The organism is Pantoea sp. X-Soil-ISGK-259 (assembly GCF_059730705.1).
Genome location: NZ_AP035986.1, coordinates 1,954,939 through 1,976,297, shown reverse-complemented (window position 1 = coordinate 1,976,297; position 21,359 = coordinate 1,954,939). Strand labels below are relative to the sequence as shown.

The following is a 21,359-nucleotide window of genomic DNA, read 5'->3' as shown; positions in this document are numbered from 1 at the left end:
AAACCGAAACTGCGATAAAATGTAGATAAAATGACTGTTTACCCACTCTTTTTCAGCGAATACCGAATAAGATGGGGTAATGCTATAGCAGGCCTTTTTTGCACAAGCCAGCTTTTAAGCCATATATCAGGCAGATAGAAACAGGTTAAAATGGTGTTAAAGCCGCATAGCCGCTGGGTTAATGCGACAATAAAAAAAATTCATCGACATTTGGTGACAACGTCACAGATGACGCAAAAGATGCGCACGCGCGGGAAACTGCACTGGCTGTTTTTGAGCTAGCCTTGCAGATAAAAAAAGGAACCCTATGACTGAAAGCGCACAACTCCAGACCGGACATCGCCACTGGATCTTAATTGCCTGCATGCTGGCGATGTTTATGGCGGCCATTGAAGTGACGATTGTGGCTACCGCAATGCCCACTATCATTGCTGACCTTGGCGGTTTTTCGCAGTTTGGCTGGGTCTTCTCCATCTATCTGCTGACTCAGGCGGTCAGCGTACCGCTCTATGGGCGGCTGGCGGATATGGTGGGGCGCAAAACGATGTTTTTTGTCGGGACCGCCATCTTCCTGGTGGGATCGGTGCTGTGTGGGTTTGCCCATACGATGACCTGGCTGATCCTGTTCCGGGCATTTCAGGGCCTGGGCGCGGGCGCGATTATGCCGCTCAGCTCGACCATCGTGGCGGATATCTATTCACCGCGCGAACGGGCCAGCGTGCAGGGCTGGCTCTCCAGCGTCTGGGGTGTGGCGGCCATCGTCGGGCCACTGACCGGGGCCTGGCTGGTGCAGCACTTTAGCTGGTCGGTGATTTTCTGGGTTAACTTGCCGATTGGCCTGATGAGCATGCTGATGCTGGCGCGCTGGCTACCGTCGCACCAGAAGGAGGAGAAATCACAGCCGCTGAATCTGGCAGGAAGCGGCTGGCTGATGCTCTGCGTGACGGCCCTGCTGGTTGCGCTATTGCAGGCAGAACAGCTGGGCATCTGGCTGGTGCCGTTTCTGATGTTCTCGCTGTTTGCGGGCTGGCAGCTTAAACGCCATGAGCAACGTTCAGCAGCACCGCTGTTTCCGCTGATCATCTGGCGCAGCCGGCTTATCGTGGCGGGTAATGCGGGCAATCTGATTATCGGGGCGGCCATGATGGGCATCAGCGCGTTTTTACCCACCTGGATTCAGGGGATCCGCGGTGGCTCACCGTTGCAGGCGGGCAGTGTGCTGGCGATGATGTCGATTGGCTGGCCGCTGGCCAGTACCCTCAGCGGCAGACTGATGCTGCACACCTCCTACCGCTTTACCGCCCAGCTTGGCGCGCTCTTACTGGTGACGGGCAGCACCCTGCTACTGTTCTTACAGCCCGCAAGCTCTCTCTATCAGGCGGGCTTTACGGCGTTTCTGATCGGGACTGGCATGGGGATGACCAGCACCACGTTCCTGGTTTCTGTGCAGAATCAGGCGGACTATCAGATTCGTGGCATCTGCACCGCTTCAATCATGTTCAGCCGGATGATCGGCTCGGCGGTGGGAACGGCGATTATGGGCGCAGTGCTGAATCTGAATCTGCAATGGCGACTGCCACAGGTACAGGATCCGGTGCAGCAGATTATGTCAGAATCCAGTCGTCAGCATTTGCAGCCGGAAACGTTGCAACAGATGGTTGCGTCCATCGCGACGTCATTGCACTGGGTATTTGTGGTGGCACTGGTGATTGCGCTGTTTGCGGTGGGTGTGGCCTGGATGATGCCACGTCAGCGGCCGGAACAGGCGGACTAGCAGGCAGGGCGACAGGATGTCGCCCTGATTTGACGCTGACTACTGAGCAGGCGAGTCCTGTGAACTGCCTGCACTGGCGGGGACACTGGCTTCGTCGTCACGGCCTGTACGCTTATAAACAATCTTTTGTGTGTCGTTTTCACAATGTCCGACGACCTGACCGCCCGCCTGATCAACCTGATCGTTGGCGACCACGTCGAGACTAAAACCTGACTCAGGCACACCGTTCTGAATAATTTTCTGGCTGATGTCGGCTTTCACCGACTCACAGGATGCCTGTGCCATCAGCGGCAGAGCTAAAAACGCCGCGCTTAATAAAACCCTCTGTAGCTTCATCACGTCTTCCTTATGTTAGTCGTCCGTCATTACTATAGCTCAAAATTACGGCGCAACCGGGCGACCTGAACGGCGGTCCAGGCAACGCAGGGTGTTGGGTTCCCAGTAAGCGTTGAGATTAAGGCTCTGCTCGCATTTGTCGCGGGTGTCATAGGCGCGATCGGCCTTATCAAACTCTTTTTCGACGCGGGTGTTCACTTTGTTACGCAGCATGCGCGTGTCATTCCATTGCTCTTTATCCTGGCGCGCCGCTTCATTGCCCAGCGCGGTGCTGCCATCTTCAATGATCAGACGATTCGTATTCGCACTGGCAGTGAATGCCGCAGACGAGATCAGAACCAACAGCACGGCAGGGATCATTTTTTTCATCACAATATCCTTTAGTTAACGCAAACATCGCCTTCCGGGACGTCTGTTGCAGCGGGTATGCTTTAAGCCTGGCCCACCAGCCGTCATTGTTGCTGTAAGTCCGGACAGGGAAAGCGCGAAGCAATCCGGCGTACATGCGTGGTGATGGTGAGCGCTGCCCGGGTTCAGGCTAAAAATAAAATAGCCCGATGACAGAGATTCTTATTATATCATCGCCGTTTCTTCGCTCACCAGTGGTGAGTCATTTGTTTACGTTCAGGAGAGGTTAGGGTGCTGATTAAAACCGCCTTGCTGTTTTTTATTACCGCGCTGGCGGAGATCATCGGCTGTTTTTTGCCCTGGTTATGGCTAAAAAAAGGGGGCTCAGCCTGGCTGTTACTGCCTGCAGCGGCGAGTCTTGCGCTGTTTGTCTGGCTGCTGACCCTGCATCCTGCCGCCAGTGGACGGGTCTATGCCGCTTACGGTGGCGTCTATGTGCTGACTGCGCTGCTTTGGTTGCGGGTAGTGGATGGCGTGAAGTTAAGCGCGTGGGACTGGAGCGGGGCAGTGATCGCCTTCAGCGGCATGCTGATCATCGTGATGGGCTGGGGGCGCGGGTAGCGCCAGCCGGACGGACTGGCGCTGCAGAGGCTTAAGGCTTATGGACTTTCAGGCCTGCCAGCGTCTGGCTGACCGGCATCATTTCAAGACTGTTGATGTTGACATGCTTAGGCAGCGTGGCAACCCACCAGACCGCTTCTGTGACATCTTCGGGTGTTAAAGCCTTTGCGCCTTCATAAACCTGGCCCGCTTTGTCATCATCGCCCTTAAAGCGCACATTGGAAAACTCCGTGCCGCCGACAAGGCCGGGTTCTATATCGGTGACGCGCAGTGCCGTACCGTGCAGATCGGTTCGCAGGTTAAGGCTGAACTGACGGACAAACGCTTTGGTTGCACCATACACGTTGCCGCCGGCATAAGGCCAGCTACCGGCAATCGAGCCAATGTTGATGATGTGGCCGATATCGCGCTCTACCATGTGGGGCAGCAGGGCGCGGGTCATGTAAACCAGGCCTTTGGTGTTGGTGTCGATCATGTTTTCCCAGTCTTCAACATTCGCTTTGTGCGCAGGTTCAATCCCCAGCGCCAGACCGGCGTTGTTAACCAGTACATCAATATTGCGCCACTCTGCCGGTAAGTGCGTGACCATCTCTTCAATGGCGGCACGGTTACGCACATCCAGCTGCACCGTATAAAGATTCTCGCCCAGCTCCTCCTTCAGCGCTTTTAAACGCTCGGCGCGGCGTCCGCTGGCAATGACTTTGTGACCATTCTCAATAAAGCGGCGGGTGATGCTTTCACCAAAACCGGCGGTCGCGCCGGTGACAAAAATAATCATCTCACTGTTCCTTATGCCATTTTCAGAGTCGATGACTTCACCATAGCATTTCATTTCCGCTTCTGCGCGTTGAAAAATCGCCAGGCCTGTAAATGGATTTTACCGGTTAACTGACTGCGCCTTTTCAGGGCAGGCTGCACCTAAAAAGGGCACGTTTCCCTTCGGCAGGCCATACTCAGAATGATCAGTTTACATAAAATTGAGTCGCAACCGTTTGCCTCCGTTCCGCAAACGGTTGCTAAGCCATCTGTGGTGATTTATGTTGCGCAACAGGCGGTAAATGATTTATTTGATTGATTTATAATGATTTTACGGCTCACCAGTTCTGGCACGCAGGTTGCAAGGCTATAACAGGAGATTTCCCTGCAACTATTCTATCGCGCTTTCAGAAAGGACAACCCATGCTATCAGCAACCGACACGGCGATTCGCGCCAGCTTCTTTGACTTTACTGGTGTCGTGGATCAGCCCGACGACCTGGCCGGTAAGGCGCGCTATCTGGACGATGCGGTGCTGTTGCTGCGTGACGGACGCGTAGCAGGGCTGGATAGCTGGGAGAACAGCGAGGCGATGCTGGCAGGCCATCCGATTACCGATCTGCGCGGCAAACTGATCGTACCTGGCTTTGTCGATACGCATATTCACTATCCACAGACAGAGATGATTGGTGCGTTTGGTGAACAGCTGCTGGAGTGGCTGAATCACTACACTTTTCCGGTTGAAGCGCAGTATCACTGTCCTGACCATGCGGCCAAAATGTCCGCCTTTTTCCTGCATCAGCTGCTCTCAAATGGCACTACCAGCGCACTGGTGTTTGGTACTGTCCATCCGCAATCGGTGGAGGCGCTGTTCAGTGCCGCAGAAGCCCTGAACATGCGACTGATTGCCGGGAAGGTGATGATGGATCGCAATGCGCCCGACAATCTTACCGAAACCCCGGAGCAGAGCTACCAGCAGACACGGGCGCTGATTGAGCGCTGGCATAATCGTGGACGGCTGAGCTACGCCCTGACGCCGCGTTTTGCGCCGACCTCCTCCCCGCAACTGCTGGAAAAAGTGCAGCAGCTGCGCCAGGCATTTCCGGATACCTGGCTGCATACCCATCTCAGTGAAAATCCACAGGAGGTGGCCTGGGTAAAAGCGCTGTTCCCGGAGCGTGAGGGCTATCTGGATGTTTATCATCATCACCAGCTAACCGGGCGTCGCAGCGTCTTCGCGCACTGTCTGCATCTGGACGATAAAGAGTGGCAGTGTCTGCACGATACCGATTCTTCTATTGCTTTCTGTCCCACCTCAAACCTCTTCCTCGGCAGCGGCCTGTTTAACATTAAACGCAGCTGGCAGCAGGGCGTGAAGGTGGGAATCGGCACGGATGTCGGCGCGGGCACCACCTTTAATATCCTGCAGACGCTGGGCGAGGCTTACAAAGTAGGCCAGTTGCAGCATTACCGGCTCAGCGCCGCTGAAGCCTTTTATCACGCCACGCTGGGCGGAGCGCGTGCGCTGGATCTCGACCACGCCATCGGAAATTTTAACATCGGCAAAGAAGCCGATTTTGTCGTGCTCGATCCGGCAGTCTCTGCGCTGCAGCAGCTGCGTATTGGCAATAGCAAAGATATCTGGGAAAAGCTGTTTGTATTAATGACGCTAGGCGACGATCGCAATATTGCCCAGACCTGGGTAAATGGTCGTCCGGTCTGGCAGCGCGACGCACAGGAGCAAGCCGCATGATTGAGTTTTTGTTAAACAACCAGCTGGTCAGGGAAGAGGCACTTGACCCCAATCTTACGGTGCTCAACTATCTGCGCACCCGTCAGCATCGTCCTGGTACCAAAGAGGGCTGCGCCTCTGGTGACTGTGGCGCCTGCAGTGTCACCCTGGGAAAAGCCGTCAGGGGTGAGATGCAGTATGAAACGGTCAATAGCTGTCTGACGCTGGTCTCGTCATTACAGGGTAAACAGCTGATCACCGTAGAGGATCTGCGTCACGGTCGTGCACTGCACCCGGCGCAGCAGGCGATGGTCGACTGCCACGGCTCACAATGCGGATTCTGCACGCCGGGTTTTGTCATGTCGCTGTTCAGCCTGCAAAAAAACGCAGCGGGCTGGGATCGCCATCAGGCGGAAACGGCGCTGGCCGGTAACCTTTGCCGCTGCACCGGCTACCGGCCCATTATGGCTGCCGCAGAACAGCTCTGCTCCCAGCCGGTCACTGACCAGTTCGATCACAGTGCCGCCGCCACCGTGCAGCGGCTGGAGGCGCTGGCTACCCCGGACATGCAGGAGATAGACGGTGAAGGCCGCCGTTGTTTCCTGCCCAAAACGCCGGCTCAGCTGGCAGGGATCTACCTGGCGCATCCCGATGCGAAACTGATTGCCGGTGGTACCGACCTCAGCCTGCAGATTACCCAGCAGCATAAGAGAATACCGCTGCTGATTGCGCTGGAACAGGTGGCCGCGCTTAAGGTCTGCAGTGAATTTGACGATCATTACCTGCTGGGTGCAGGTGCCTCACTGCAGCAGGTCAGTGAGTTTCTTGCCACCCGCATTCCTGGTGTCAGCGAGATGCTGCAGCGGTTTGCCTCACTGCAAATTCGTCTGCAGGGCACACTGGGCGGTAATATCGCTAATGCGTCCCCGATAGGCGATGCGTCGCCGGTGCTGCTGGCCCTCAATGCAAGTTTGCTGCTGCAGCGCGGTGAAGAACAACGCAGCCTGCCGCTGGACCAGTTCTTTACCGGCTATCGGCAGACACAGCTGGAAAAAGGGGAGTTTATCCGCGCAATTCGCATTGATAAGGTGACGGTGTCACCTGATTTTGTCGCCTGGAAAGTCTCCAAACGGCTGGATGATGATATCTCCGCCGTCTTCGCTGCCTTTAACCTGCAAATCGAACAGGGCGTGGTGAGTGGTGCCCGCATCGCCTTTGGCGGTATGGCGGCGACGCCAAAACGCGCCCACCACTGTGAACAGGCGCTGATGGGTCAGCCACTGAATGCCGTGACGGTGTCACGTGCCGCTGCCGCGCTTGCGTCTGATTTCCAGCCGCTTTCCGATTTTCGCGCCAGCAGTGACTACCGTCTGCAGGTCGCCCGTAACCTGCTTCGCCGCTACTGGCATCGCCATAACGGCGAAATCACCTGCCTTGAGGTCTCTCGCTATGTCTCATAACCGCCCGGAACTCAACGAAGAGGTCATCAAGGCCCAGTATGCCGCCGATTTACAGAGCGGCGTAGGCCGGAGTAACCGCCATGAAAGCGCGGAGAAACATGTCTCTGGCGAGGCGCATTTTATCGACGATAAACCGGAGTTGCCGGGTTTACTGCATCTCTGCCCGCGTCTGAGTGAACACGCGCATGCGCGCATCGTGAATATTGATGTGCAGCCCTGTTATGCCGTGCCGGGTGTCGTCAGCGTATTAACCTGGCAGGATGTGCCGGGCATCAATGATGTCGGGCCGCTGGAGCCGGGCGATCCGCTGCTGGCGCATGACAAAGTCGAGTACCTGGGGCAGATCGTGATTGCCGTCGCGGCGGACTCCCCTGACGCTGCACGTCTTGGCGCGGCCGCAGCGGTGATCGAATATGAGGTGCTGGAACCGCTGCTGGATGTTGAGCAGGCCCTGGCGCAGGGCAGCTTTGTACAGGAACCGCACATCCACCAGCGCGGTGATGTGGACGCGGCGCTGGCGCGTGCGCCGCATCGGGTCAGCGGGTCGTTTCATATTGGCGGCCAGGAGCATTTCTATCTGGAAACCCAGACGGCAATGGTCATCCCTGGTGAAGATCAGCAGCTGCAGGTCTTTTCTTCCACTCAAAACCCCACGGAAGTGCAGAAGCTGGTGGCGGAAGTCATGGGCATCAGCCTGAATAAGGTGACGATAGATATGCGCCGTATGGGCGGCGGCTTTGGTGGCAAAGAGACGCAGGCCGCCGGTGTCGCCTGTCTCTGCGCCATCGTAGCCCGTCAGACGGGGCGGGCGGCAAAGATGCGACTCTCACGCCGCGACGACATGCGCGTGACCGGCAAGCGCCATCCTTTCTTTGTGCGTTACGAGGCAGGCGTTGAGGAGGATGGCCGGCTGTGTGGCATCAAAATCGATCTGGCCGGTAACTGCGGTTACTCGCTGGATCTGAGCGGATCCATTGTCGATCGCGCCATGTTCCACGCCGATAATGCGTATTACCTCGGCGATGCGTTGGTCACGGGCTATCGCTGCCGCACGAATACCGCCTCCAACACCGCCTATCGCGGCTTTGGCGGACCGCAGGGTATGGTGGCGATTGAACAGATCATGGATCACATCGCCCGCCACCGTGGGCTGGATCCGCTGGCGCTGCGCAAGCGTAACTATTATGGCAAGCAGGATCGCAACATCACCCATTACCACCAGCAGGTCGAGGACAATCTGCTGGATGAGATTACCGAACAGCTGGAGCAGAGCAGCGACTATCAGGCGCGTCGCGCGGAAATCAGGGCGTTTAACGCCCGCAGTTCGCTACTGAAACGCGGTCTGGCGCTGACGCCGGTAAAATTTGGCATCTCATTTACCTCCAGCTTCCTTAATCAGGCGGGCGCGCTGATCCTGATTTACACCGATGGCACGGTGCAGCTGAATCATGGCGGCACCGAGATGGGCCAGGGCCTGAACACCAAGGTGATCCAGATTGTCGCCGAAGTACTGCAGATAGAGACCGATAAAATCCAGATTACCCCCACCGACACCGGTAAAGTGCCCAATACCTCGCCAACAGCGGCCTCCAGCGGTGCTGACCTCAACGGTAAGGCGGCGCAGAATGCGGCTGAAATCCTGCGCGATCGCATGACCGCCATGCTCTGCGAACTGCATCAGTGCGACGCTGCGGCGGTGAGCTTCCGCAATGGCGTGGTACGTGCCGGAGAAAAACATTACACCTTCGCTGAGGTGGCGAAACTGGCGTGGCTGAATCAGGTGCCGCTCTCTGCCACCGGCTACTATCGCGTACCAGGCATTCATTACGACCGCGTTGCCGGGCGCGGCACGCCATTCTATTACTACGCCTATGGCGCGGCCTGCTGCGAGGTCGTCATCGACACCTTAACCGGCGAATCCCGCCTGCTGCGCGCCGACATCCTGCATGACGTTGGTGCCTCGCTGAACCCGGCCATCGACATCGGTCAGGTCGAAGGAGGCTTTGTCCAGGGTGTCGGCTGGCTCACCTGCGAAGAGCTGGTGTGGAATGACAAAGGTCAGCTGCTGACCGACGGTCCCGCGAGCTATAAAATTCCCGCCATCAGTGACGTGCCGGCGGATCTGCGGGTCACACTGGTGGAGAACCGCAAAAACCCGAAAGACACAGTCTTCCACTCCAAGGCCGTTGGCGAACCGCCGTTTATGTTAGGGATAGCTGCCTGGTGTGCGCTGCAGGATGCGGTCGCCAGCGTGGCGGATTACCGCCAGCATCCGTTGCTGGATGCGCCCGCTACACCGGAGCGCATCTTCTGGGGCGTGCAGCGTCTGTCGGGAGCTATTGATGATCTATCATGACTGGATAGGCGTGCTTCACCAGTTGCGTGAAAAACGGCAAAGCTGCGTGCTGATTACCGTGCTTAGCGAGCACGGTTCGGTGCCCCGTGACAGCGGCAGCAAAATGGTCGTCACACAGCAGGAGAGCTTTCTCACCATCGGTGGCGGTCATCTGGAATTTGCGTGTATCGCCCAGGCCAGGGCGATGCTGCAGGATGGGGCGACCGCGCCCCATACCGATGATTTCAGCCTCGGCGCGCGGCTTGGACAATGCTGTGGTGGCAAAACGAAGATTTTGTTTGAGCCGCTGCTGCAGGCGCAGCCGGAGATATTTCTGTTTGGTGCAGGTCATGTCGGACAGGCACTGGTTAACCTGCTGGCGACGTTACCCTGTCACATAAACTGGATTGACAGCCGTCCGGCGCAATTTTCCAGCGTCCCTGCGGGCGTAGTGACCTGGCAGCCCGATGATCCGCTCGATTGCGTGGCGCAGGCGCCTGCGGGCAGCTACTTTATTATCATGACCCACCATCATCCGCTGGACTTTGAACTGTGTGAAGCGGTGCTGAAACGCGGGGATTTCCGCTATGCCGGATTAATCGGTTCGTCGACGAAAAACCAGCGTTTTCGCTACCGGCTGGCAGGCAGGGGCGTTCAGAGCGAATCACTGGCGCGCCTGCGCTGCCCGATTGGTCTGCCGGATGTTAAAGGCAAGCTACCCGCCGAGATTGCGGTGGCGATTGCCGGTGAAATTATCTGCGTTTATCAGCAACATATCACCTGAGTTGTGGCCTGCGCGGCAACCTGTCAGGATAAGACTTTGCGATGCCCCATCAGGAGCGAACCATGAACGCCCGTCAGAATCCCTTCTTTAGCGTCAGCACACTGCCTTATCATGCTCCGCCTTTTGACCAGATAGAGGAGCAGGATTTCCTGCCTGCGCTGCAGGCGGGCATCGAAGAGAAGCGTCAGGAGATCGAGGCGATCGCCCTGAGTAGCGAAGCGCCCACCTTTCTTAACACCTTTGAAGCACTGGAGAAGAGCGGACAGCTGCTTAACCGGGTCAATCTGGTCTTTGGTGCCATGACCTCGGCCCATACCAGCCCGTATCTGCAGCAGGTGGATGAGGAGATAGCGCCCCAGCTTACCGCGCTCAACGATGACATCATGCTGAACCGGCCGCTGTTTTCACGGCTCGACGCGGTCTATCTGCAGCGCGCTAAACTGGATGCTGAATCAAAACGTCTGGTTGAAGTGATCTGGCAGCGCTTCCAGCTGGCGGGGGCCAATCTGCCTGAGGCGCAAAAACAGCAGCTTAAAGCGCTGAATCAGGAGGCCGCACGCCTCGGTACGCGCTTCACCAACAGACTGCTGGCTGCCACCAAAGCGGGTGGACTTGTCGTCAATGATTTGCAGCAGCTGGCGGGTCTGTCGCCGGCCGATCTGGCCGTAGCACAGGCGGAAGCGCAGGCGCGCGGGCTGGAAAAAAGCGGGTTGCTGGTGCTGCAGAACACCACGCAGCAACCGGCGCTGCAGAGTCTCGCCGATCGCGCAACCCGTGAAGCGCTGTTTAAGGCGGGCGTGACGCGCACGGAAAAAGGGGATGAAAACGACACCCGCGAGCTGGTGTTAAGGCTGGCGCAGGTCAGGGCGGAGCAGGCCCGGCTGCTGGGATTTGCCAGCTATGCGGAGTGGAAACTGCAGGATCAGATGGCCAAAACCCCCAAAGCAGCGCTGGCCTTTATGCACAACATCGTGCCCGCTGCGCGCGCCCGTGCCGAACGCGAAGCCGCGGCTATCCAGCAGACTATCGATAAGCAGCAGGGCGGCTTTACCCTGCAGGCCTGGGACTGGCGTTTTTATGCTGAACAGGTGCGGCGCGCACGCTATGACCTCGATGAGAGCCAGATTAAGCCCTACTTTGAGCTTAACTCGGTGCTGCAGAACGGGGTGTTCTGGGCGGCGACACAGCTCTATGGCATCCGTTTTACCCCGCGACAGGATCTGCCGGTTTATCATCCTGACGTGCAGGTCTATGAAATTTTCGATGCGGACGAGACGCCGCTGGCGTTGTTCTATACCGACTTCTTTAAGCGTGACAGCAAAGGCGGCGGTGCCTGGATGAGCAACTTCGTCAACCAGTCGACGCTGCTCGACACCAAACCAGTGATCTATAACGTCTGTAACTACACCAAACCGCCCGCCGGTGAACCGGCGCTGCTGAGCTGGGACGACGTCATTACGATGTTTCATGAATTCGGCCACACGCTGCACGGCCTGTTTGCCAGCCAGCGCTATCCGAGCCTGTCAGGCACGGAGACCCCGCGCGATTTTGTCGAGTTTCCTTCGCAGATCAATGAGCACTGGGCCAGCGAGCCGGCGGTGTTCCGCAACTACGCTCGCCACTATCAGACGCATGAGCTGATGCCCGCTGAGCTGCATGAAAAGATTGTCCGGGCCGCAACGTTCAACAAAGGTTATGAGATGAGCGAGTTGCTGGCTGCCGCGCTGCTGGATCTGCACTGGCATAGCCTTAACCGTGATGCCGCGCCGCAAAGCGTGGAGGGATTCGAGCAGCAGGCGTTGCAGAGCGACAATATGGCGCTGACAGCGGTGCCGCCGCGCTATCGTTCCAGCTATTTCCAGCACATCTGGGGCGGCGGTTATGCCGCAGGGTATTACGCCTATATCTGGACGCAGATGCTCGCCGACGATGGCTATCAGTGGTTTGCGGAGCATGGCGGATTGACGCGTGAGAACGGCGATATCTTCCGACAGAATATTCTGTCACGTGGGAACAGCAGCGATCTTAAAACGCTGTATGAAAGCTGGCGGGGCGCGGCCCCACAGCTTGAGCCGATGCTGAAAAATCGCGGTCTGGCGGATTCATAATGAAAAGGGCTGTCACCATGACAGCCCTTTTGTTATTGGGGCTAGCCCAGCGGGCCACCTTCAATGGTTTCGCACATTCCGGCCAGCACCCGCTCACCGGTTTCGTTTTTCAGTGACTGATACCACTCTGCCGTGACCGCCGGGTCGCGAGCATGGGTGACATCACAGCGTTTGCGCGCTTTCAGCACCAGATCTTTGACCCGCTCAACGCGGCGCGCCTGATAGCGTAGCAGCGCATCTTCGATGCCCAGCGAATGTGAGGCCAGCGTCGACGCCAGCACCACAGCATCTTCCATCGCCGCGCAGCCGCCCTGACCAATATCGGGGGTGGTGCTGTGGGCTGCATCACCCAGCAGAGCAACGCGTCCTTTCACAAAGCGACTAAAGGGTTCAATGTCGTGGATCTCAACCCGGTTGGTGGTGTCGGGATTAATCGCCGCGATCAGCTGCTGTACCGACTCCGCCCAGCCCTGGAAGTAGCCGGTTAAATCGGCTTTCACGGTGATGCGATCCTGCGGCAGACCTTTCGGCAGCGGCACATCAAAGAAGAAGTAGAAGCGATTACCGCTGACCGGCATCAGCGAAACGCGTTTGCCGTCACCGACAAAGGTAGTCCACTGATCGGCGGGTGCAATCCGCTCGTCAATGGTGACCAGCCCATTCCAGTTAACGTAACCGGCGTAACGGCGCTCCAGCTTCTCTTCCAGCACATATTCACGAATCACCGAATGGGTGCCATCGGCAGCAATCAGAAAATCGCCGGTGGCCTGACTGTTGTCAGAAAAGGTGGCGATCACGCCGTCTGCGGTCTGTTCAACCTGGATCACCCGCTTACCAAACTGGACCCGTTCACGGCCAAAGGTATCAATCAGCATCGCCTGCAGCTCTGCACGCGCTACCGGATAAGGGTATTCACCAACCTGTTGAACCAACGGCGCCATGCTGAAGCGGGTCAGAGGTACGCCGGTCGCGCCGTCGTGATAAGCCATAAAGGCCATGTTACCGCCCAGCTCACGCAGCGCGGCTTTCATTCCCAGCGCATTCAGGCATTTAACGCCGTTGGGCCAGATGGAAATCGCCGCGCCGACAGGCTTCATTTCCTGCACCGCTTCGTAAACTTCCACGTCAATTCCGGCTTTCTCCAGCGCAATGGCGCTGCTCATTCCGCCAATACCGCCACCAATCACGATTGCTTTCATAATGCTCTCCTGTCTGCATAGACTTTTCCTGCAACTTTTGTACCAGAGGGAGGCCTACAGGGAGAGTGAGTAGAAAAAACAGGTTAATCAGTACGTTGACATATAATCTCTGAGGTGGCTGCGTCGTCTGATTGCTGACCTCATGCACTTAAATGTGGCAAAAGGTCGAATCAAAAGGGTGCAGTGATCATTTTTTCTGCATCGATTGTTTCATCATTCATCAGGTGCAGTCGGTCAGTTTCAGAGCCATTTATCCTTCAGCGTGCATTGTCGGCGGCTTAGCCTTATACCCGTTTTAATTTGTTTAAAAATTATAAACTAAATCACCCGCTTCCCTGAAATCAGCCCGCCCGGGCAGCGTCATATTCTCATGACACACAGCACACCCTTTTCCGTGGCTTTGCCTCTTTATCGGACAATAATGCGCTGTGACGTTATCAGAAAGCCTTGTTCAGTACAGGCGCGCAGGCACGACGAAGGCCTTCCGGTTATGGCTTTTATTGATTAGTAAGGTTAATTATTTCGAGGCGAAACGGTCTTTTAGGATATTGCTCAAACGCATCTGGCACGATCGCGTGATATAGATCACTGTGGACATAAAGGACTCTGGAAAACGACCATGAAAGTTGGAATCACGAATAACCAGTATCCGGAGCAACGTAATATTTTAGTTAATCCGGAAAACCAGTACATCAATCTGAAAAAGAGAAATCTTTTCTATTTTATCAACCCGTTACGAACCCGATTGCTCAAGAAAAACAAAACCTTTGTCTTTCAGCCTGTGCCTTTTTCAGGGGCAGCGCGGGCTGACATCCTGCATCTGTTTAATGAGGTTGCGATTACCCGACAGAAGTGGGTCGCCTCATTTGAGACTGAGCTGCCGCGCGTGCTGCCGGTGGCTGGCGTAGCCAAGCAGGATAACCCTGAGCTGCAACGCCTGATCCCCTATCTGTTAAAAGACAATTGCCTGGGGCTGATTGCCATTTCCGACGCCACGCTGAACATTCAGATGAAGCTGTTCAAAGCGGATGTCGCCCGGCAGATTCAGCGTAAAACCGTGGTGCTGCATCCGCCACAGACGCTGTTTGTTCAGCAAAAAGCGCCACGCCAGTCAGGTACGCTCAGGCTGATTTTTGCCGGTAACGAGTTCTACCGCAAAGGCGGAGCCGAAGTGGTGCTGGCTATCAGTGAGCTGATTGAAGAGAAGCGGCTGGATGCGTCGCAGCTGGATGTGCAGCTGATTGGTGATCTCGCTAAGCGCCGCAACGTTGCTCACCGCCAGTTCCAGGATGACGAGGCTTTTTACCGCGACATTGAGAATCGCATCAAACGCCATCGCTGCTTTACGCATCATACCCAGATGGAAAACAGTGCGCTAATGCAGCTGTTCCGCCAGAGCGATGCCGGCCTGTTACCGACCTGGCAGGAAACCTACGGGTTTTCTGTACTGGAAATGCAGGCTAATGGCTGCCCGGTGATCACCAGCAACGTGCGTGCATTGCCAGAAATTAACCCGGATAGCGCGGGCTGGGTGCTGGCGGGTCCGCTGAACGCGGACCGTGAATACAGCATTACGTCAACAGAGCAGAAAACGCAGCTGCGACAGTCCCTGGTGGAAGGGCTTAAATCCACGCTGCTCGCCATCATCGAACGTCCTGAGATGCTGCAGGAGAAAGGCGAGGCGGCGATTCTGCGCATCAAAGAGCAGCATGATACCGGGCGCTACATTGCCCGGCTCAACGATATTTACCGTCGTGGCGTAGTGAATGCCACTTAACATCCTCCTGGTGTCTCAATTTGATTAGATTTCTCTGACGGCGCGCGCCAGACTAGCCATACTTAGCGCAGCGTCCCACTGGAGAACTCTTATGAAAATTATCCTCACTCTGCTGCTGTCCGGATTACTGGGCAGCAGCGCCTTCGCTCAGCCCGCACCGGTTTTTCCGGCCCGCGCGCCTCTGGTTCAGCTGACCCCTGCGGCAGCCCGCTGTGATGTCTCCGCCTGTCAGACCAACTGCTACGTCGAACAGTCACACTGCAACACCCGTGAAAACGGTGTCTGCAGTTCAGAGGCGCAGATGTGCGTACAGGCGTGTGCCAGCCAGTGTAAATAATTCATTTCAGTGAAGAAGCCTTTAGTTGCCAATGAAAAAGTCTGTGTTTTATTTTGCTTTACTGTCTCTTTCTGCCAGCTGTGTTGCCGCCGATCTCTCTTCACAGCAGGTCACTTCTCTGGTTAAAGCCGCGATCGAACCGCTGATGGAGCAGCAGGCGATCCCGGGCATGTCGGTGGCGGTGCTTTACAAGGGCCGGGCGCAGTTTGTGAACCTCGGCGTGGCCGATCTCGCATCAGGCCGCCAGGTGACGGAAAATACGCTGTTTGAGCTGGGTTCGGTGAGCAAAACGTTTACCGGTACGCTGGCAGGTATCCTGATCCGCAACGGTGACATTCGCCTCAATGATCCCGTACAGAAATACTGGCCGCAGCTGACCGGTGAACAATGGCGTCCGGTGAGGATGCTGCACCTGGCGACCTATACCGCCGGTGGCTTACCTTTACAGCTGCCGGATGAGGTTACCGATCAGACCTCACTGCTGCGCTTTTATCAGGAATGGCAGCCAAAAGCATCACCAGGCACGCTTCGTCAGTACTCTAACGCCAGTATCGGTCTGTTTGGCTCGCTGATGGTGAAGGGTGATTATGAGCAGGCGATGGCGCGTAATGTGTTTCAGCCGCTGCGGCTGACGCGCACTTATATCACCGTGCCGCCCTCAATGATGCTGGACTACGCGTGGGGCTATAAAAAGGGTCAGCCGGTTCGGGTTTCCCCCGGCATGCTGGATGCCGAAGCGTACGGCGTTAAATCCACCGCGCGTGACATGCTGACCTTTATGCAGGCCAACGTCGATCCTAATCGCCTCTCCTCGGGCAACACTGTGTTGCGTAATGCTATCCGCACCGCACAGTCGCGCTATTTCAAAATCGGCAGTTTCTGGCAGGGACTGGGCTGGGAGATCTATGATTTGCCTGCCACTGCCGACACCATCATCAGCGACAGTGACAATGGTGTTGCGTTACAACCGCGGCCAGCGACCCTGCTAAATCCGGTCGGGCCCTCACTGAACGCCAGTTGGGTGCATAAGACCGGTGCCACCAATGGATTCGGTGCTTATATCGCGTTTATCCCTGAGCAGAACAGCGGCATAGTGATGCTCGCCAACAAAAATTACCCCAATCCGCTGCGCATAAAGGCCGCCTGGCAGATTCTGCAGGCGTTACATCAGGGCACGCCTTAATACCTATCTGCTTACTCTGCGACGGGGTAAGGCTGGCACCTCCTGTTCATTTGAGCTAAAATAAAAATCAAATGAACAGGAGGGCTGCTATGTCCATCGCCATCTATACACCCGCTCAGCATCGTCGCGATACGTCGTTGCTGCATGCACTGAACCTGCCGGATACGCTGCCCGATGCGCACCAGCGAATTGCAGTGGGGTTCAGCAGCGGCGTGCTGAAACGCACGGCGTCATTGTCCACCTTTGACGAAGGCTGGCTATGCCGTCTGGCGGGCATTGACCGCACCACCTATAACCGCAAAGTGAAAGATCCTGATCAGACCTTTTCGCCCGACCAGAGCGGACGCATCTACATGCTGATTCGTGTTCTCTCTGCCGCCAGTAAACTGTTCCGCGACGACAGGCAGCGCCTGGTGCAGTGGCTGGAAACGCCGGCTAAAGCGCTGGGAGGTAAAAAACCGGCGGAAATGACCACCACGGTAGCGGGTGCAGAAGCGGTCATTAACCTGATTGGTCAGCTTGAGCATGGCGTGATTACCTGATGGCGGTGCCTTTTTACCGTCTGGTGAAGCGTGAATATGCAATGACCGCTTTTGATGGGTTTGGTGCCCGTACTTATGGCGGGCGCTGGAACTCTGTGGGCACGGTTTGTGTTTATATGGGATCGAGCCGGGCGCTGTGTGTGCTGGAGGCCTTAGTGCATCTCACCATTCAGGATCTGGCGCATGACTACGCTATGCTGGCGATTAGTGTGCCAGAGGCTCTGATCACCGAGCTCTCGCTGTCGGCATTGCCCGACGACTGGCAGACCGATCCTGCACCCGCCTCTACACGGCAGATTGGAGACGACTGGCTCGCCAGCCCGGACAACGGCCTGGTGCTCAAGGTGCCCAGCACGCTGACCGGTGAGTGGAATGCGTTGTTCAATCCCCGTCATCCGGCGGCGGCCGGCATCGTCAGCAAGGTGGTGGTGGAGCCGTTTTTCTTCGATCCGCGCTTCCGGCTGCAGTAGGGCGCTAACAGGCTTTCCCGGTCACCTCGCGCAATCTGAACAGGCACACCAATGCCATTCGGTTGCCACCGTGGCGGCTGGGTAACGAAACGAAAGAAAGCGGGACAAAAAAATGGCCGCATAACGCGGCCATCGGGATATTGTTACAGCGTGCCGGTACCGCCATCAGAGCACCAGACCTGACCGGAAGAGTAGCTGCTTTCGGTTGAGGCCAGCGTGACATAGAGCGGGGCGATTTCAACCGGCTGGCCCGGGCGACCCATCGGTGAATCGGCGCCAAACTGTTTCACTTTCTCCATTGGCTGTCCACCGCTGGACTGCAGCGGCGTCCAGTAAGGACCTGGGGCAACAGCATTGACCCGGATACCCTCGCCACCCAGCTGTTTAGCCAGTGATTTCGTAAAGGCGACAATGCAGGCTTTGGTCTGCGCATAATCCAGCAGAATATCGCTGGGTTTAAACGCCTGAACCGAAGAAGTATTAATAATGGATGCACCGCGTGGCAGATATTCCAGCGCCGCTTTGGTGATCCAGAACATGGCATACACGTTAGTTTTAAACGTCGCATCAAAATCTTCCGTACTCAGGGTACGGATGGACTCATTAAATTGCTGACGACCGGCGTTATTCACCAGAATATCCAGACCGCCTAATTTATCGGCTGCGTCTTTAACCAATTGCTGACAAAATTCTTCAGAACGAATATCGCCCGGAATAGCGAAAACTTTACGGCCTTCCGCTTCGATTAATTTAACCACTTCATCAGCGTCGGGCTGTTCTTCAGGCAGGTAATTGATCACTACGTCTGCGCCTTCGCGGGCATAAGCGATAGCTACCGCGCGGCCAATGCCGGAGTCACCACCGGTGATAAGCGCCTTACGGCCAGTCAGTCTGCCTGTGCCGCGATAGCTGGTTTCACCGTGATCGGGAACCGGGATCATTTTGCTGGCCAGGCCTGGTGCCTGTTGTGGCTGATCCTCAAAAGGAGGTTTAGGGAATTGATCCAGATCGAGCGTCTTGTTAGTGGGTGTCGCCATTGTATGCTCCTTGAACAACGTTATCTGAGACATTAAGCCTGGCACAAATGTGATATTTGTCACATCTGACTGCTGATTCATTGAGCAGGTAAAACCAGAAGAAATTAATAATGCTGATAAAGCGTAGTCATGAAATCAGAAAACTGTGCCGGAGCCTCCGATTATTTTTCTGCGCGGGAAGGGGATATTTAAAACGAAGCGTGGCGGGTTTTGGTTATTATTACAGCGAATAAAGCGCATCGGCAGAAAATAAAAAAAGGCGGTTATCCGCCGCGTACTGAACCCCGCCAGACGACATCCACCGGGTATATTCTGCGCTCCTGCTGCTGTTCATTCTTCGGCATCAGTGTCTCCGGTTGCGCTTCCGTCTCCACCAGCCAGGCAATCGCATCGCGGGCGAACTGCTCCACCGGCTGCGCGAAGGTGGTGAGGTTGTAAGAGGACCAGCCCGACTGCGGAATATTGTCGTGCCCCATGATGCAGAGATCCTCCGGAATACGCAGCGCAAAGCGGTGACGCGCTTCATCCATAAAGCCACAGGCGAGCAGGTCGGTGGCGCAGTAAACCGCGTCAGGGCGAACTTTTCGGGTCAGCAGACGCTGAGCCAGAATCTGTCCGCTTTCATAGGAGGTGGAGCCGAACCGCTCGACCTGAACCGCGACGCCCGCTTTCTGCGCCGCGGCCAGAAAATCGGCTTCGCGCTTCAGCAGGCTGGGTGTTCCCGCCAGCGAATTCACGAAAGCGATGCGGTTGCAGCCCGCCCGCACAAATGCGTTGACCGCCATTTCCGCTGCCGGGCCGGAGTCGAGATTAATATTGAGCGTACCGGGCAAAGACTCATCGCGATTAATCAGCACCAGGTGCTGGCCATGTTTGTAGCAGAGGCGGGTAATGCCGCTGTCAGGCATACCTGAAAGAATAATGGAGGCGTCGGCGCGAAAATTAATCGCCTGTTGCAGCGCGGCGGAAACGCGCGCATCCGAGCGGTCGGTGTTAATCAGCATCGCCACTTTTCCCGCTTCCTGCAGGTACTGGGTCATCCAGCGCACCAGGCTGGCACGGTAGGGCGTATCCACTTCGGAGGCAATTAAACAGACAATGCCGCTGCGGTTGCGAACCAGACCCCGTGCCAGATGGTTGACGTGATAGCCCAGCTCTTCTGCCGCTTTCATCACCCGCTGACGGGTGGCCTCCGACACGCTGGCACCTGGCGTAAAGGTGCGGGAGACCGCTGAACGGGAAACGCCCGCCCGGTCTGCGACATCCTGTGCGCTTACCACCGCTTTAAGCTGCTGCATCTTATTTCCCCGTCCCACCGTTGTCTGCACTGAGTCTGCCTGAAATTGCAAGGCTGTGCAAAACATGGCTGCACGTAAAGTGTTTCAAATTTGTGACAGCGCCTGACAATTGCGTAACAACCGAATTGACAGTGTCAACAGCTCGCCGTACTACTTTGCGCATACGTTTGCACACATGTGCAATAGCTGGCGCACCTGCGTCATCCAGCCCCAGGAGAACATCATGCGTTATTCCTCTCTGCTCGCTGCTGTCATTGTCTGCCCTATGATGCCGTTTGCTGCCTCGGCGGCCGGCCTTAACATGATCTGCTCAGCGGATGTGGTGGTGTGTGAACAGATGACCACGCTGTTCAGCCAGAGCCATCCTGATATCAAACTCAGCATGGTGCGGCTCTCTGCCGGTGAAGCCTATGCCCGTATCCGCAGTGAAGCACGCAATCCCCGTACCGATATCTGGTGGGCCGGCACCGGGGATCCGCACATGCAGGCTGCCGAAGAGGGCTTAACCCAGGCCTATAAATCCCCTTTGCTCGATCAGCAACAACCCTGGTCACAAAAAGTGGCGGAAATCTCCGGTTATCGCACCGTGGGCGTCTACGCCGGTGCGCTGGGCTGGGGCTATAACACGAAGCTGCTGGCGGAGAAAAAGCTGAAGGTCCCGGCCTGCTGGGCTGACCTGCTCGACCCGGGTTTTAAAGGTGAGATTCAGATCGCCAATCCCAACTCCTCCGGCACGGCCTATAACACCCTGGCGACGCTGGTGCAGATTATGGGTGAAGACAAAGCCTTCGATTATCTGAAGAAGCTTAACGCCAACATCTCGCAATACACCAAGTCCGGCTCTGCGCCGGTCAAAGCCGCTGCGCGCGGTGAAACCACCCTCGGGATTGTCTTTATGCACGATGCCGTAGCGATGGAAGTGGATGGCTTCCCGATTAAGCCCGTCGCGCCCTGTGAAGGCACTGGCTATGAGATTGGTTCAATGTCGATCATCAAAGGAGCACGAAATCTGGCAAATGCCAAAGTCTGGTATGACTGGGCGCTGAGCGCTGAGGCGCAATCACACATGAAAGAGGCGAAATCGTTCCAGCTCCCTTCCAACCGTCAGGCGGAGATCTCTGAATATGCGCCGCGTTTCGAGAACATCAAACTGATCGATTATGACTTCAAAACCTATGGCGATTCGGCAAAACGTAAAGCGCTGCTGGGCCGCTGGGATAAAGAGATTGGTGCCAGCGCGCAATAACAGTGGGGTTGTCCCGG

General features: G+C 56.4%; 19 protein-coding genes. 13 read left to right on the top strand and 6 right to left on the bottom strand.

Annotated elements, in window-relative coordinates:
* Positions 1-307 precede the first annotated feature (307 nt).
* Positions 308-1,774 carry an MDR family MFS transporter gene (locus AC6I77_RS09230; RefSeq protein WP_154926266.1) on the top strand — a complete coding sequence of 489 codons (1,467 nt, stop codon included), beginning with the start codon at positions 308-310 and terminating at the stop codon, positions 1,772-1,774.
* A gap of 39 nt (positions 1,775-1,813) precedes the next feature.
* Here AC6I77_RS09230 and AC6I77_RS09225 read toward each other — a convergent pair whose 3' ends face one another.
* Entirely contained in the window at positions 1,814-2,110 is a 297-nt protein-coding gene (locus AC6I77_RS09225) for a DUF1161 domain-containing protein (RefSeq protein ID WP_003853650.1), read from the bottom strand.
* A gap of 45 nt (positions 2,111-2,155) precedes the next feature.
* Positions 2,156-2,479 (bottom strand): DUF1283 family protein, encoded by a 324-nt coding sequence (locus AC6I77_RS09220; RefSeq protein WP_003853649.1) that lies wholly within the window; start codon positions 2,477-2,479, stop codon positions 2,156-2,158.
* Positions 2,480-2,752: 273 nt separating this feature from the next.
* Here AC6I77_RS09220 and AC6I77_RS09215 point away from each other — a divergent pair, with 273 nt between their 5' ends.
* Positions 2,753-3,079, top strand: coding sequence for a YnfA family protein (locus AC6I77_RS09215; protein ID WP_033743086.1), 327 nt, complete (start codon positions 2,753-2,755; stop codon positions 3,077-3,079).
* Between the two features lie 31 nt (positions 3,080-3,110).
* On the opposite strand, the gene ydfG is transcribed toward AC6I77_RS09215, so the two are convergent.
* Complete coding sequence (gene ydfG, locus AC6I77_RS09210) at positions 3,111-3,857, bottom strand: bifunctional NADP-dependent 3-hydroxy acid dehydrogenase/3-hydroxypropionate dehydrogenase YdfG (RefSeq protein ID WP_003853646.1); 747 nt, start codon at positions 3,855-3,857, stop codon at positions 3,111-3,113.
* A gap of 401 nt (positions 3,858-4,258) precedes the next feature.
* On the opposite strand from ydfG, the gene guaD reads away from it, so the two are divergent.
* The 5 genes from guaD (at position 4,259) to dcp (ending at position 12,253) form a co-directional block, all read left to right on the top strand.
* A complete protein-coding gene (guaD, locus tag AC6I77_RS09205) occupies positions 4,259-5,587 on the top strand; it encodes a guanine deaminase (RefSeq protein ID WP_008925213.1) in 1,329 nt (442 codons plus the stop codon).
* Positions 5,584-7,026: a xanthine dehydrogenase small subunit gene (gene xdhA / locus AC6I77_RS09200; protein WP_003853643.1), complete on the top strand. Its 1,443-nt coding sequence runs from the start codon at positions 5,584-5,586 to the stop codon at positions 7,024-7,026. Before guaD ends, xdhA begins: the two co-directional genes overlap by 4 nt.
* Entirely contained in the window at positions 7,016-9,382 is a 2,367-nt protein-coding gene (gene xdhB, locus AC6I77_RS09195) for a xanthine dehydrogenase molybdopterin binding subunit (protein ID WP_039660216.1), read from the top strand. Before xdhA ends, xdhB begins: the two co-directional genes overlap by 11 nt.
* Positions 9,369-10,145, top strand: coding sequence for a xanthine dehydrogenase accessory protein XdhC (gene xdhC / locus AC6I77_RS09190; protein WP_008925210.1), 777 nt, complete (start codon positions 9,369-9,371; stop codon positions 10,143-10,145). Before xdhB ends, xdhC begins: the two co-directional genes overlap by 14 nt.
* Before the next feature lie 62 nt (positions 10,146-10,207).
* Entirely contained in the window at positions 10,208-12,253 is a 2,046-nt protein-coding gene (gene dcp / locus AC6I77_RS09185; protein WP_497816842.1) for a peptidyl-dipeptidase Dcp, read from the top strand.
* Between the two features lie 41 nt (positions 12,254-12,294).
* Here dcp and hpxO read toward each other — a convergent pair whose 3' ends face one another.
* Entirely contained in the window at positions 12,295-13,452 is a 1,158-nt protein-coding gene (gene hpxO, locus AC6I77_RS09180; RefSeq protein ID WP_497816841.1) for an FAD-dependent urate hydroxylase HpxO, read from the bottom strand.
* A gap of 619 nt (positions 13,453-14,071) precedes the next feature.
* On the opposite strand from hpxO, the gene AC6I77_RS09175 reads away from it, so the two are divergent.
* The 5 genes from AC6I77_RS09175 (at position 14,072) to AC6I77_RS09155 (ending at position 17,761) form a co-directional block, all read left to right on the top strand.
* On the top strand, positions 14,072-15,229 hold the full coding sequence (locus tag AC6I77_RS09175; protein WP_497816840.1) for a glycosyltransferase family 4 protein: 1,158 nt from the start codon (positions 14,072-14,074) through the stop codon (positions 15,227-15,229).
* Between the two features lie 91 nt (positions 15,230-15,320).
* On the top strand, positions 15,321-15,566 hold the full coding sequence (locus tag AC6I77_RS09170; RefSeq protein WP_497816839.1) for a hypothetical protein: 246 nt from the start codon (positions 15,321-15,323) through the stop codon (positions 15,564-15,566).
* A 31-nt stretch (positions 15,567-15,597) separates the two neighbouring features.
* Positions 15,598-16,749, top strand: a complete 1,152-nt coding sequence (gene ampC / locus AC6I77_RS09165) for a class C beta-lactamase (protein WP_039660221.1) — start codon at positions 15,598-15,600, stop codon at positions 16,747-16,749.
* A gap of 89 nt (positions 16,750-16,838) precedes the next feature.
* Positions 16,839-17,291 carry an Xre family toxin-antitoxin system antitoxin gene (locus AC6I77_RS09160; protein WP_003853631.1) on the top strand — a complete coding sequence of 151 codons (453 nt, stop codon included), beginning with the start codon at positions 16,839-16,841 and terminating at the stop codon, positions 17,289-17,291.
* Positions 17,291-17,761 (top strand): RES family NAD+ phosphorylase, encoded by a 471-nt coding sequence (locus tag AC6I77_RS09155; protein WP_003853630.1) that lies wholly within the window; start codon positions 17,291-17,293, stop codon positions 17,759-17,761. The genes AC6I77_RS09160 and AC6I77_RS09155 overlap by 1 nt, the downstream gene beginning before the upstream one ends.
* Before the next feature lie 143 nt (positions 17,762-17,904).
* Here the strand turns inward: AC6I77_RS09155 and AC6I77_RS09150 are convergent, their stop codons facing one another.
* Both AC6I77_RS09150 and AC6I77_RS09145 read right to left on the bottom strand, forming a co-directional pair.
* Positions 17,905-18,798 (bottom strand): SDR family oxidoreductase, encoded by an 894-nt coding sequence (locus tag AC6I77_RS09150; protein WP_003853629.1) that lies wholly within the window; start codon positions 18,796-18,798, stop codon positions 17,905-17,907.
* A gap of 263 nt (positions 18,799-19,061) precedes the next feature.
* The gene (locus AC6I77_RS09145; RefSeq protein WP_003853628.1) at positions 19,062-20,096 is read right to left on the bottom strand and encodes a LacI family DNA-binding transcriptional regulator; all 1,035 of its coding nucleotides are present in this window, start codon (positions 20,094-20,096) and stop codon (positions 19,062-19,064) included.
* A 223-nt stretch (positions 20,097-20,319) separates the two neighbouring features.
* Between AC6I77_RS09145 and AC6I77_RS09140 the strand changes: the two genes are divergently transcribed.
* Positions 20,320-21,342 (top strand): ABC transporter substrate-binding protein, encoded by a 1,023-nt coding sequence (locus tag AC6I77_RS09140; protein ID WP_008925204.1) that lies wholly within the window; start codon positions 20,320-20,322, stop codon positions 21,340-21,342.
* Positions 21,343-21,359: the final 17 nt, after the last annotated feature.

Coding starts and splice junctions, on each gene's coding strand:
- AC6I77_RS09230 (WP_154926266.1), top strand. CDS start 308: ATGACTGAAAGCGCACAACTCCAGACCGGACATCGCCACTGGATCTTA.
- AC6I77_RS09225 (WP_003853650.1), bottom strand. CDS start 2,110: ATGAAGCTACAGAGGGTTTTATTAAGCGCGGCGTTTTTAGCTCTGCCG.
- AC6I77_RS09220 (WP_003853649.1), bottom strand. CDS start 2,479: ATGAAAAAAATGATCCCTGCCGTGCTGTTGGTTCTGATCTCGTCTGCG.
- ydfG (WP_003853646.1), bottom strand. CDS start 3,857: ATGATTATTTTTGTCACCGGCGCGACCGCCGGTTTTGGTGAAAGCATC.
- guaD (WP_008925213.1), top strand. CDS start 4,259: ATGCTATCAGCAACCGACACGGCGATTCGCGCCAGCTTCTTTGACTTT.
- xdhA (WP_003853643.1), top strand. CDS start 5,584: ATGATTGAGTTTTTGTTAAACAACCAGCTGGTCAGGGAAGAGGCACTT.
- xdhB (WP_039660216.1), top strand. CDS start 7,016: ATGTCTCATAACCGCCCGGAACTCAACGAAGAGGTCATCAAGGCCCAG.
- xdhC (WP_008925210.1), top strand. CDS start 9,369: ATGATCTATCATGACTGGATAGGCGTGCTTCACCAGTTGCGTGAAAAA.
- dcp (WP_497816842.1), top strand. CDS start 10,208: ATGAACGCCCGTCAGAATCCCTTCTTTAGCGTCAGCACACTGCCTTAT.
- hpxO (WP_497816841.1), bottom strand. CDS start 13,452: ATGAAAGCAATCGTGATTGGTGGCGGTATTGGCGGAATGAGCAGCGCC.
- AC6I77_RS09175 (WP_497816840.1), top strand. CDS start 14,072: ATGAAAGTTGGAATCACGAATAACCAGTATCCGGAGCAACGTAATATT.
- AC6I77_RS09170 (WP_497816839.1), top strand. CDS start 15,321: ATGAAAATTATCCTCACTCTGCTGCTGTCCGGATTACTGGGCAGCAGC.
- ampC (WP_039660221.1), top strand. CDS start 15,598: ATGAAAAAGTCTGTGTTTTATTTTGCTTTACTGTCTCTTTCTGCCAGC.
- AC6I77_RS09160 (WP_003853631.1), top strand. CDS start 16,839: ATGTCCATCGCCATCTATACACCCGCTCAGCATCGTCGCGATACGTCG.
- AC6I77_RS09155 (WP_003853630.1), top strand. CDS start 17,291: ATGGCGGTGCCTTTTTACCGTCTGGTGAAGCGTGAATATGCAATGACC.
- AC6I77_RS09150 (WP_003853629.1), bottom strand. CDS start 18,798: ATGGCGACACCCACTAACAAGACGCTCGATCTGGATCAATTCCCTAAA.
- AC6I77_RS09145 (WP_003853628.1), bottom strand. CDS start 20,096: ATGCAGCAGCTTAAAGCGGTGGTAAGCGCACAGGATGTCGCAGACCGG.
- AC6I77_RS09140 (WP_008925204.1), top strand. CDS start 20,320: ATGCGTTATTCCTCTCTGCTCGCTGCTGTCATTGTCTGCCCTATGATG.